Origin of the sequence: Lysinibacillus odysseyi 34hs-1 = NBRC 100172 (genome assembly GCF_001591965.1) — a bacterium.
GTDB lineage: Bacteria > Bacillota > Bacilli > Bacillales_A > Planococcaceae > Lysinibacillus_B > Lysinibacillus_B odysseyi.
In genome coordinates this window covers 295,525-307,513 of record NZ_BCVX01000003.1, presented here as the reverse complement: position 1 = coordinate 307,513, position 11,989 = coordinate 295,525, and the positions used below count along the sequence as shown (strand labels likewise).

Annotated in this window: 12 protein-coding genes and 1 riboswitch; of the genes, 10 read left to right on the top strand and 2 right to left on the bottom strand. The window is 41.8% G+C overall.

Annotated elements, in window-relative coordinates; translation table 11 throughout:
* Positions 1–8 precede the first annotated feature (8 nt).
* The 8 genes from comGC to gcvPB all read left to right on the top strand — a co-directional run bounded on the left by comGC (position 9) and on the right by gcvPB (position 6,558).
* Positions 9–323, top strand: coding sequence for a competence type IV pilus major pilin ComGC (gene comGC / locus BOD01S_RS06600; protein ID WP_156117060.1), 315 nt, complete (start codon positions 9–11; stop codon positions 321–323).
* A complete protein-coding gene (gene comGD / locus BOD01S_RS06595; protein WP_143815015.1) occupies positions 314–751 on the top strand; it encodes a competence type IV pilus minor pilin ComGD in 438 nt (145 codons plus the stop codon). Before comGC ends, comGD begins: the two co-directional genes overlap by 10 nt.
* Before the next feature lie 16 nt (positions 752–767).
* Positions 768–1,067 carry a hypothetical protein gene (locus BOD01S_RS23225; RefSeq protein WP_143815016.1) on the top strand — a complete coding sequence of 100 codons (300 nt, stop codon included), beginning with the start codon at positions 768–770 and terminating at the stop codon, positions 1,065–1,067.
* A complete protein-coding gene (locus BOD01S_RS06585; protein ID WP_036158080.1) occupies positions 1,064–1,471 on the top strand; it encodes a competence type IV pilus minor pilin ComGF in 408 nt (135 codons plus the stop codon). Before BOD01S_RS23225 ends, BOD01S_RS06585 begins: the two co-directional genes overlap by 4 nt.
* A gap of 200 nt (positions 1,472–1,671) precedes the next feature.
* Positions 1,672–2,184, top strand: coding sequence for a shikimate kinase (locus tag BOD01S_RS06580; protein WP_036158083.1), 513 nt, complete (start codon positions 1,672–1,674; stop codon positions 2,182–2,184).
* A gap of 128 nt (positions 2,185–2,312) precedes the next feature.
* Positions 2,313–2,405: riboswitch (glycine riboswitch) on the top strand.
* Positions 2,406–2,638: 233 nt separating this feature from the next.
* Entirely contained in the window at positions 2,639–3,736 is a 1,098-nt protein-coding gene (gene gcvT / locus BOD01S_RS06575) for a glycine cleavage system aminomethyltransferase GcvT (RefSeq protein WP_036158086.1), read from the top strand.
* Positions 3,737–3,751: 15 nt separating this feature from the next.
* Positions 3,752–5,095 carry an aminomethyl-transferring glycine dehydrogenase subunit GcvPA gene (gcvPA, locus tag BOD01S_RS06570; protein ID WP_036158088.1) on the top strand — a complete coding sequence of 448 codons (1,344 nt, stop codon included), beginning with the start codon at positions 3,752–3,754 and terminating at the stop codon, positions 5,093–5,095.
* Positions 5,092–6,558, top strand: coding sequence for an aminomethyl-transferring glycine dehydrogenase subunit GcvPB (gene gcvPB / locus BOD01S_RS06565; RefSeq protein ID WP_036158092.1), 1,467 nt, complete (start codon positions 5,092–5,094; stop codon positions 6,556–6,558). Before gcvPA ends, gcvPB begins: the two co-directional genes overlap by 4 nt.
* 303 nt (positions 6,559–6,861) lie before the next feature.
* Here the strand turns inward: gcvPB and BOD01S_RS06560 are convergent, their stop codons facing one another.
* Positions 6,862–7,245, bottom strand: a complete 384-nt coding sequence (locus tag BOD01S_RS06560; RefSeq protein WP_036158095.1) for a rhodanese-like domain-containing protein — start codon at positions 7,243–7,245, stop codon at positions 6,862–6,864.
* A gap of 94 nt (positions 7,246–7,339) precedes the next feature.
* On the opposite strand from BOD01S_RS06560, the gene BOD01S_RS06555 reads away from it, so the two are divergent.
* On the top strand, positions 7,340–8,170 hold the full coding sequence (locus BOD01S_RS06555) for a lipoate--protein ligase family protein (protein WP_036158098.1): 831 nt from the start codon (positions 7,340–7,342) through the stop codon (positions 8,168–8,170).
* A gap of 239 nt (positions 8,171–8,409) precedes the next feature.
* Positions 8,410–10,980 carry a vitamin B12-dependent ribonucleotide reductase gene (locus tag BOD01S_RS06550; protein ID WP_036158102.1) on the top strand — a complete coding sequence of 857 codons (2,571 nt, stop codon included), beginning with the start codon at positions 8,410–8,412 and terminating at the stop codon, positions 10,978–10,980.
* Positions 10,981–11,171: 191 nt separating this feature from the next.
* On the opposite strand, the gene BOD01S_RS06545 is transcribed toward BOD01S_RS06550, so the two are convergent.
* Positions 11,172–11,936, bottom strand: coding sequence for a TSUP family transporter (locus BOD01S_RS06545; protein WP_036158105.1), 765 nt, complete (start codon positions 11,934–11,936; stop codon positions 11,172–11,174).
* Positions 11,937–11,989 lie beyond the last annotated feature (53 nt).

Sequence of the window (11,989 nt, the reverse complement as noted above, 5' to 3'; positions counted from 1 at the left end):
GAAGAACAGTGAATGAGAAAGGCTTTACATTAATTGAGATGCTTATTGTGCTACTGATCATATCAGTCCTTATATTAGTGACAATACCCAATGTTACAAAACACTTTTCTACGATCGATGAGAAGGGATGCAGCGCATATGTCAGTATGGTACAAGGTCAGGTGGAGGCATATCGTGTGGATAAGATGGAATACCCGACAGTTGCCCAACTGATTGAAGAAGGATACATTTCAACGGATGAAGCAAAATGTCCAAGCGGGGAGAAAATAACGATTGACCAGGCCGGAAAGGCGGCGGTGGAAGGAACGGATAAATCATCGTAAAACATAATGCAAGAGGCTTCACCCTGATCGAGACAATGCTTGTGTTACTTATTCTTATGGTAGTGATTGCAGTTGTTATGTCCTTTTCTTATAGCCAATGGAAAGAAGCCCAGTATGAGCAGGCAATCGAAAAATTTAAATTAACATTGCACCAAGCACAAATGACAGCCATACAGGAACAAGCAGTAGTAAACGTTCATATCACGGAAAAAAAGTACGTAAAAGTGAGCAGGTCCTCCTTTAATTATGATACGACGTGGGAGATTCCAGACGGTATGACTATAAACATTTACACGAAGAAGACGTTTATTACGTTTACGTCATCAGGACATGTAAGGGAGCTGGGAAAGGTCGAATTCCTGCTCCCTGACAGGAAAATTGCCTATTCGATTAATATGTCGAAAGGAAGGTTGCGGCTAATTGAGTGAACAGGGGATTACATTGTTGGAAACAGTGTTGAGTATAGTGATTTTATCGCTGGTAACAGTTACGCTGCTGCCAGCTGTAAACAGCCTGCAAGAAAGACTCCAAAATGAGAAAATAGCCTACCGCGCGAGTGAAGCCGCATATAACGGAGTGAAGGAGGCGGCTTATCTTGGGACCACGAAAGGGATGATCAAAATTGATGATACCGAATATAATTGGCAATACAATAGCGGAGAAATATGTGTTACGTACAGCGATTTAAAAGGCCAGCAGAAAATGTGTGTCGATTTACAGGGCAAGAGCGGGGGTTTACGTTGATAGAGGCATTGCTGCAACTGATATTGTTAATAGTTTTCAGTCATCTTCTTTATTTGATTTTAATGCAATACCACAAAATGACAGATATAAAGAATGTACGGCTAGAGGCAGATTGGGAGCTGTGTGTAAATGACATTAATCAATATTTACCATATGGGATCAGCCAGGTTGCCGTATCGGAAGACGGATTGATAGCTACTGTGACAACCCCGGATAAAGTATATACTATTCAGTTTCTCAATAATGTTATATGGAAAAGAGAGAACAATGGAAATGAAACGATACTGACAGGTGTGACAAGTGCACTGTTTACGCTGTATGGAAATAGACTGCTGTTACAAGTGAAATTGGAGGACGGTGTTGAAAGGGAGAGGAGCTTTGTTGTGGAGCCATATTCGGAGTGAGCAGGGGGCCCTTTTTCCGCTGGCCATCGTTTTACTATTTTTAGTAACGGGTGCCTGTTTAACTTACGCCCTTACTTTTCAGATGGAAATAAAAATTTATAATTCATTGGAATTGTCGAATGTTCGTGCTACGATTGATATACTACAAATATTAATCAGTGAGAACTAATTTTTTTAAGCGACAAAGAAGGTGATAGGCCATGCGGAAAATTTATTTAGTCGGTTTTATGGGTTGCGGAAAAAGTGCTATTGGACGGAGACTAAGCTACTTTTTAAAAATGCCCTACTATGATATGGATCATGAAATTGTACGACAAATGGGGATGACCATTCCGGAGATTTTTGAAAGGTACGGAGAAGAGCGCTTCCGGGAAATAGAAACCGAGTTTCTAGAAAACTTCCGTAATGAGGCATGCATTATTGCAACGGGCGGCGGTGTAGCGATGAGAGAGGAAAACCGCCGGATTATGCGCCGGACAGGTCTTGTCTTTTTTTTAGACGCCGTATTTGAAGATATTTATGTCAGAATACGAAATGATAAAAACCGCCCGATTGTACAACGATTAACAAAAGAAGAATTGCATGAGTTATACCAAAAAAGAAGAAAATTTTACAGAGAGGCCGGACACATCCAGGTTTTAACAGAGGACAGACCTATCAGACAAATCGTGGAATATATAGCATTCCAAGTGAATAGATTAAAAGGCGAATAATTAATAAAAATTAGTGTTTAATGTTCGTTTTATGCCTGTTTTTAAAAAATGTTTGCCTTTATATCCTATTCAATGTTAGGATATGGCTAAGAACATCTAGATAGTCTGGAATGTTGAATAAGAAGCGGATGAGTGTACGGGGAGAGAACGTAATGTTGCGTCGCCGAAGGAGCAAGTAGAGAAGCTATGAATCTCTCAGGCAAAAAGACTCGTACAGGACGCAACTCTGGAGAGTGCCGTCTAGTCGGCCACCAAAGGGGAAAGCCTATATATGTGGCTTGAAGCCAATAGTAGGTGTAACTTTCAGGTGCAAGGACAGAGAATTCCAATCAAGGGATTCGTCTGTCCTTTTTTGATGGAGAAAACTATTTTCCATTCCACAATGTAAGATAATTAAGAGTGGCCTGAACAACGTAACAAGTTTTTGAACGACCTACATCGAAGGAGGATTTTTATGAGCGATTTAAAACGCACACCACTATTTGATTCATATAGCAAATATGGTGGAAAAACAATTGATTTTGGCGGCTGGGAGTTACCTGTACAGTTTTCTTCTATAAAAGAGGAGCATGAAGCAGTACGGAACCGTGCAGGGCTTTTCGATGTTTCCCATATGGGTGAAATTTTTGTAGAAGGACCGGATGCCTCGGCATATTTACAAAAACTTTTATCAAATGATATTTCTAAAATCCAAATTGGCAGTGCCCAGTATAATGCGATGTGCTATGAAACAGGCGGAGTTGTGGATGATTTACTAGTCTATTGTCTAGATGATAATCGATACCTGCTGTGTGTGAATGCCGCTAATATTGAAAAGGATTATGAGTGGATGCTCTCTCAAAAAAGTGGAGATGTAGACATTATAAATAAATCAGACGAGTATGCCCAAATTGCGCTGCAAGGCCCGTTAGCAGAAGAAATCCTGCAAACATTAACGTCAGAAAAATTAAACGATATTAAATACTTTAAATTCAAAGACAATGTGGATATCGCAGGACATAACGTATTAGTATCCCGCAGCGGCTATACAGGAGAAGACGGATTTGAAATCTACGGCCAGCCGGAAGCGATTATTGACCTATGGGATAAAATTTTGGAAGCAGGTAAAGAAAAAGGCGCGGTCCCTGCTGGACTTGGGGCCCGGGATACGCTGCGCTTTGAAGCCTGCCTGCCGCTGTATGGCCAGGAATTATCAAAAGACATCACACCTCTAGAAGCGGGGATTGGTTTTGCGGTAAAGCTGACTACTGACTTTATCGGACGAGAGGCTCTGGCTGTCCAAAAGGAAGAAGGGTTAAAACGCAAGCTCGCAGGAGTGGAAATGATAGGTAAAGGTATTCCGCGTCATGGCTATAAAGTTTTCAAAGATGGCCGGGAAATTGGTGAAGTAACAACTGGTACCCAGTCACCGATGACAAAACGGAATATCGGTTTAGCATTACTTGAGACTTCCAAAGCCGTAATTGGCACGGAAGTAGAGATTGAAATCCGCGGAAAGCTTATTCCGGCGGTTGTGGTAGAAACACCATTTTATAAGCGTGTAAAAAACTAGAAAAGAGGGTCAAACATGAAACATCGTTATTTACCAATGACGGAACAAGATCAAAAAGAAATGCTGGAAACGATTGGCGTTTCTTCGATTGATGAACTATTTTCTGATATTCCAGAAAAGGTCCGATTCCAAGGGTTATACAATATAAAAGAGGCAAAATCTGAAGCTGCTTTAATGAAAGAGCTTGCAGCACTGGCAGCCAAAAATGCTGATACGACAAATAATGTATCCTTCTTAGGAGCTGGTGTATACAACCATTATAAGCCGGTAATTGTTGACCATGTCATTTCTCGTTCAGAATTTTACACAGCTTATACACCGTATCAGCCGGAAATCTCGCAAGGTGAACTACAAGCAATATTCGAATTCCAAACAATGATTGCAGAGCTGACAGGAATGGATTTAGCGAATTCATCTATGTATGACGGCGGGACAGCACTTGCAGAGGCAGGTATGCTTGCTGCTGGGCATACGAAACGGAAAAAACTGCTTGTCTCCGGGTCAGTACATCCGGAATATAAGGATGTTGTGACAACATATGCATATGGCCAGTCAATTGAAGTAGTAACGATCCCAACAAAAAATGGGGTAACTGATATAGAGGCTTTAAAAGACCTGATGGATGATCAAACAGCTGCGGTAATCGTTCAGTATCCGAATTTTTATGGACAAATTGAAGATTTGAAATTGATGGGTGAAATTGCGCATGATCACAAAGGATTATTTATCGTATCTGCTAATCCATTGGCACTTGGTGTATTGACGCCTCCTGGTAAATTAGGAGCTGATATTGTAGCTGGAGATGCACAACCGTTTGGTATTTCTGAGAACTTTGGGGGTCCGCACTGCGGCTTCTTTGCTGTAACAACAAAGTTAATGCGTAAAGTGCCTGGGCGCCTTGTAGGTGAGACAGTAGACCAAGAGGGACGCCGTGGTTATGTATTAACATTACAGGCACGCGAACAGCATATTCGCCGTGATAAGGCAACTTCTAATATTTGTTCGAACCAAGCTTTACTTGCGCTTGCGGCTTCAGTGGGAATGACGGCGCTAGGTAAGCAGGGCGTACGGGACATGGCTAAACAAAATATCGTAAAAACGCGCTATGCAAAAAATGCATTTGAAAGCGCTGGGTTTACTGTTCCGTTCCAGGGCGCTCATTTCAATGAAATTGTCGTGAAAACTAATAGATCAGTAACAGAAATAAATAAAGGACTGCTGGAAAAGGGCATCATCGGCGGGTTCGATTTAGGGCGTGTAGATCCAGAAATGGCCAATCATGCATTGATCGCTGTCACTGAACTGCGTACAAAAGAGGAAATCGATGCGTTAGTAGCAGAAATGGGGGCATTACAATGAGTCACGAAAACCAACCATTAATTTTTGAAATAACAAAAGAAGGGCGCATCGGTTATAATCTTGAGCCGCTGGATGTACCGGATATTGATTTAGGGGAGCTTTTACCTGCCGGCTATATCCGTGAGGAGGCTGCAGAACTGCCGGAAGTATCAGAGCTTGATATTATGCGTCACTATACAGCATTATCTCGCAGAAATCACGGGGTGGATTCAGGCTTCTATCCTCTTGGCTCTTGTACGATGAAATATAATCCGAAAATCAATGAAAATGTAGCACGCTATAATGGTTTTGCTAATATCCATCCTCTTCAGGACGAAGATTCTGTGCAAGGAGCAATGGAACTTTTATATGATCTACAGCAATCCCTTGTAGAAATTACTGGGATGGATGAAGTAACACTCCAACCGGCAGCCGGCGCCCATGGTGAATGGACGGCTCTTATGATGATCCGTGCGTTCCACGAAGCAAATGGGGAAGGGCACCGCAATAAAGTGATTGTGCCTGACTCTGCCCATGGTACAAATCCTGCTTCTGCTACAGTAGCGGGCTTTGAGACAATTACCGTAAAATCAAATGAAGACGGCCTTGTAGATTTAGATGATCTTCGCCGGGTTGTCGGAGAGGATACAGCAGCATTAATGCTGACAAATCCCAATACATTAGGATTATTCGAAGAGAATATTTTAGAAATGGCCGAAATTATTCATGGTGTCGGTGGTAAAGTATACTATGACGGGGCCAATTTAAATGCTGTTATGTCCAAGGCACGCCCTGGGGACATGGGCTTTGACTGCGTCCATTTAAACCTTCATAAAACATTCACAGGTCCGCATGGCGGAGGCGGCCCCGGTTCTGGTCCTGTTGGTGTGAAGGCCGAGTTAATTCCATTCCTTCCAAAGCCAGTTCTTGTTAAAACAGAGGAAGGAAAATATCATTTTGATTACGAACGTCCACAATCAATCGGTCGAGTTAAACCATACTACGGCAACTTTGGTATCAATGTACGTGCCTATACGTATATCCGTACAATGGGTCCAGACGGGCTTAAAGCCGTGACGGAATATGCTGTGTTAAATGCAAACTATATGATGCGTCGCCTTGAAGAGTATTTTGACCTGCCGTATAACCGTCATTGTAAGCATGAGTTTGTTCTATCAGGGCGCCGCCAGAAGAAGCTTGGTGTACGCACACTTGATATTGCGAAGCGTCTGCTAGACTTTGGCTATCATCCACCGACTGTTTACTTCCCGCTGAATGTGGAGGAGGGCATCATGATCGAGCCGACAGAGACAGAGTCAAAAGAAACATTGGATGCATTCTGTGATGCCATGATTCAAATTGCCAAAGAAGCGGAAGCAACACCTGAAATCGTCCAGGAGGCTCCTCATACAACAGTTATATCCCGATTGGATGAAACACGAGCTGCCCGTACACCAGTACTTCGCTATACAAAGCAAGCTTAAAAATAAGTGTCATATCACTGGGAAATGCTAAGTAAATAAAACGCACAGGGCTTGCTCTGTGCGTTTTTTTATGAAAAATAACGTATTTTGTTTGAAAAACGGAGGAGCAAAATGTTTGACTTCATAGCGTTTTATATTATATAAGAAGAAACTTAAAAAATTTGTCAATGAATCTTCTCTTTTCTAACAGGGCTTCGACAATAAAATGTGATAAAGCGAGAAGAGACGCAGTGATCGACAGTTCATTCATGCAATAGAACTGGCGGCCATAGAAAAAAGCCCCCAATGGGAGCTCTCCATATGCTATGCTTTCGATTTTACTTTACCTGTCCAAGTTTTAAAGCCGCCTTGTAATTGGTAAATTTGATTATAGCCTTTTTTCTTCAGCATTAAAGCAGCACGTGCACTGCGACCTGTGTTTTGACAGTACAGGTATACTGGCAAGTCCGGCCGGATTTCTTTATGTCGCTGTTTCATCTGCGTCATTGGGACATTGCGTGCGCCTAGAATATGACCAGCTTCGAATTCTTTTGGTTCTCTAAGATCAATTAATTGCGCTTTACGGTAGCCTTTGATGAATTCTTCCTGTGTCAAACCTGTCACGGCCTTTTTTAAACGGAATGAATTGATCAACACATAGGCGATAATGACTCCTAGGATGATGGCGATGGTAATTAATACTTGCACGTTATTATTTCCCCTTTCTATCTATCAGGTATATTATAAAAGAGAACAGGACGTTAGTCGAGTAAGTAAACTAAATACTTTATGGAGGCACAAAATGAAACAATGGTATTTTATCAACTCCGGGCCTTGCAGCCCTTCTTTTAATATGGCGATGGATGAGGCGCTGTTAAATTGGCATAGCGAGAAACTTATTCCTCCGGTAATCCGTTTTTATGAATGGAATCCCGCGACATTATCGATTGGTTATTTCCAACAAGTACATAAAGATATAAATTTTGAAGAAGTTCAGCGTCAAGGATTAGGGTTCGTTAGAAGACCTACAGGTGGACGTGCAGTATTACATGAATATGAGCTTACCTATTCCATTATTGTCGAAGAGGGCTACCCCAATATGCCAAAAACCGTGACAGAGGCATATCGCGTGTTAAGCGAAGGGTTGCTTCTTGGATTCCGCAATCTCGGGTTAGATGCTTATTTCAGCGTACCGGATACAGAAGAAAAGCAGGAAGATCTAAAGAAACCGAAAAGTGCAGTTTGTTTTGATGCACCGAGCTGGTATGAGCTTGTTGTAGAAGGAAAGAAAGTAGCAGGAAGTGCCCAAACGCGCCAAAAAGGTGTCATACTACAGCACGGGGCTATTTTATTGGATTTAGATGAAGAAAAATTATTATCCTTATTTCAATTTGCAAATGAGGAAGCCCGTGAAAAAATGCGTAAAAAGCTGCCTGAGAAGGCTGTGGCAATGAACAGGCTGGTAGATAAGCCTTTTACAGTTGAACAGTGTATAGAGGCGTTTAAAAACGGTTTTCAGCATGCTTTAGGCATTGAATTAGTTCCTTACGAATTATCAAAAGAGCAATTAGCATATATAGAACAATTGGAAAAAGAAAAATATGCGAATGATGCCTGGAATTTCAAAAAGTAGGAACGTTTGTTTGAAAAAAATTTTAGTTTAAGAAACGTTGATATATGGACGGTTCCTAAAAATAAAAAAAAATCAAGCCCTTGTTTGAAAAAAAAATCTGTTGTAATCTTTTAAAAGTGTATAAAATGTACCCATATATAGTTCAGAGCGTATAAATCAAACACAATATCTTGTGTTTGATTTCCGTTTTTGCGGGTACAGATTGAGAAAGCTTTATAATGATAAAGGGGGCTAAGGTGATGGCAAATGTGTTGGAGCAGACCATCCAAGTAGATCAGCTCAATAAAGATATTGAGCAATTCCCGCAAGTGCATCCGATTACGCCAGATATGCATATTACGCATAAAGGTGTATCACGTCTTGTGATGATTGACCGTTATTCATTTAAGGATACGGAGAAGAAAACGTTAAAGCCGGGGGACTTTGTTGTACTGACGGTAAAGGAAGATCCCAAATTTCCTGCACGCGGTCTCGGCATCATTCAATCGATTGATAAGGAAGGTAAAAAAGCCGCAATCTTGATTGAAGAAGATTTCCGCCATGTGTTGGAAGACGACCAAGAACAAGCAACAGGTATTATTACTCGTTCATTAGATATTATTGAAAAACCGCTTGAAATTTATTACGAGCAAATTGCAAAACGTAATGCGACAGGCTTAGCCGCCGTAGAAAAAACAGAAAAGGCAAGAAAAGAATGGTTTGAAAAATTTTATGAGCAGCTTGTTGACCTGAAATTTATTCCAGCCGGCCGTGTTATTTACGGTGCGGGCTCTGAAACAGATGTCACATTCTTCAATTGCTATGTAATGCCATTTGTACCTGATTCCCGTGAAGGAATCAGTGATCACCGCAAGCAGGTAATGGAAATCATGAGCCGCGGAGGCGGTGTCGGAACGAACGGTTCCACACTTCGACCAAGAAATACACTTGCCCGTGGAGTAAACGGTAAATCTTCCGGATCAGTCAGCTGGCTTGACGACATTGCGAAACTGACACACCTGGTTGAGCAGGGCGGTTCGCGTCGTGGAGCGCAAATGATTATGCTGGCAGATTGGCACCCAGATATCGTAGAATTTATCATTTCGAAAATGCAGAACCCGCGAATTCTTCGTTATTTGATTGAAAATACAACGGACGAGTCCATTATTCGTCTGGCGAAAGAAAAATTGAAATTCAAGCCTTTAACATTGCAGGATGAAGCGATGTATCAAGGTATCGTAAACTATAAAAACATTCCGGGTATGGGCGGATTTGATGAAACAATTATCCGTGAGGCAGAAGCGAAACTTCGGGATGGCGGTACGTATTCAGTCCATAATCCTGACTTCCTGACAGGGGCTAACATCTCAGTCACATTGACGAATGACTTCATGCATGCTGTTGAAAATGACTTGGATTATGAGCTGCGCTTCCCTGATGTAGCGAATTATTCACCGGCTGAAATGGATGTCTATAACGAGGAATGGCATAAAGTAGGCGATGTGCGCGAATGGGAAAAACTTGGCTACAATGTTCGTGTTTACCGTAAAATCAAAGCGCGTGAACTTTGGAACTTGATTAATGTATGTGCTACATACGCGGCAGAGCCAGGAATTTTCTTCATCGATAATGCAAATGACATGACGAATGCCAAAGCATACGGCCAGCAAGTAGTTGCGACAAATCCGTGTGGTGAACAGCCGTTAGCTCCGTACAGTGTATGTAACCTAGCTGCTGTTAACTTAGCGCAGTTTGCTATAAAAGAATCAAAATCTGTCGATTATGAAGCACTGCGCCAAACAGTGAAAATCGGCGTAAGAATGCAGGACAATGTCATTGATGCAACACCATACTTCTTAGAGGAAAACCGTAAGCAAGCGCTAGGGGAGCGTCGTGTAGGTCTTGGCGTTATGGGTCTTGCCGACTTGCTTATTTACTGTGAAAAGGAATATGGTTCAGAAGAAGGCAACAAACTAGTAGATGAAATCTTTAAAACGATTGCTGTGGCAGCGTATGAAGCATCGCTTGAACTTGGAAAAGAGCGCGGCAGCTTCCCGTTCCTTGAAGGAGAAACAGAGGAAGAGACAAAGCGTTTGCGTGAAGCATTTATCCAAACAGGATTCATGAAAAAAATGCCGGAACATATTCGGGAAGGTGTTTTGGCAAACGGTATTCGTAACTCCCACCTGCTGACAGTGGCACCAACTGGTTCAACTGGCACAATGGTTGGCGTTGCAACTGGGCTGGAGCCATATTTCAGCTTCACATACTACCGTTCAGGCCGTTTAGGAAAATTCATCGAAGTAAAGGCAGAAATTGTGCAGGAGTATTTAGCTGCACATCCTGAAGCTGATGAAAACAACCTCCCTCATTGGTTCGTGTCTTCAATGGAGCTTTCACCGGAAGCGCATGCTGACGTCCAATGTATTATCCAAAACTGGATCGACTCATCTATCTCCAAAACGGTAAATGCACCAAAAGGCTATACAGTAAACCAAGTAGAGAAGGTGTACGAGCGTCTGTACCGTGGTGGTGCCAAAGGTGGTACGGTCTATGTAGATGGAAGCCGTGATACGCAAGTATTAACGTTAAAAGCAGAAGAAGCTCATTCTGATGAGCAGCTTGAATTTGAAGAACTGAAACAGCAGGAAGAACAAACAAAACGCGGTGTTGTATTAGTCGATACAATTGCACCATTATCCCAAACGAATGTAACGATCGGCTCAGAGGTAGGAAATACTTGCCCTGTCTGCCGAAAAGGTACAGTAGAAGAAATGGGCGGCTGCAATACATGTACGAACTGCGGCGCACAGCTAAAATGCGGTCTTTAATATAAAAGAGAGGCTACAGGGAATCCCTGTAGCCTTTTTGTTTGCAAAAACATGGAATTTTTATCATAGAGATTGGCAGGTGTCCGAGTAGCTAAAACATCTGTTTAAAAATTATCAATCTCAACTACAGGAGCAGCATGTAAAACTATGATAAGGTTTTCCAGGGAAATCAGAGACCACAGGCAATGCCTCTAGGAAAAGAAATAATCATAACCGTTTTTCAAAATTAAAATGGTCGTAACAATGATGAATAGGACACGTATAAATTCGGTCCCTTTGCTCAAAGCAATTTTGGAGCCTACATAAGCACCTAAAATCATCGCAAATCCCATAATAAAACCGTATGTAAAGTTAACCGCTCCTAAAAATAAGAACATGATGAGCGCAGCCAGGTTACTTGTGAAATTGAGCAGTTTTGAGCTGCCTGAAGCCTCGATAAAATTGAAGCCCATAAATAATAAAACGAAGATCATAAAAGAACCGGTGCCCGGTCCGAAAAATCCATCATAAAACCCTAATCCGATTAAAAGAAGGAGTCCCGCGAGCTTCTTCTTGCCAATTACCTTTCCGACATCCTTGACTTTACCAAAGTCCTTTTTTATAGATGTATAGATGAGGACAGCAATCAGTAAGATAAGCACGAGCGGACGTAAGATTTCCGAGTCTACATGATGGACAGTAAAAGCCCCTAGCATTGAACCGATAAAGACAAAAGGTACAATCGGTCCTAACATTTTTACATCAATTTTACCCGCACGCAGGAATGTCATCATGCTTGTGAAATTACCTAGTGAAGCAGCCAGCTTGTTTGTTGCAATAGCTGTGGCAGGTGGAAGGCCGACAAATAGCAGAGCAGGTAAAGTAATAAGACCTCCACCACCAACGATTGAATTGATAAAAGCACCGATAAAACCAAACAGGAAAAGTGCTATGACTGAAAGAAGCTCTATATCCATTATTAAAACCTCGCAATCTAATATTCAAATCATATAGCAGTGAAAAAGTAATG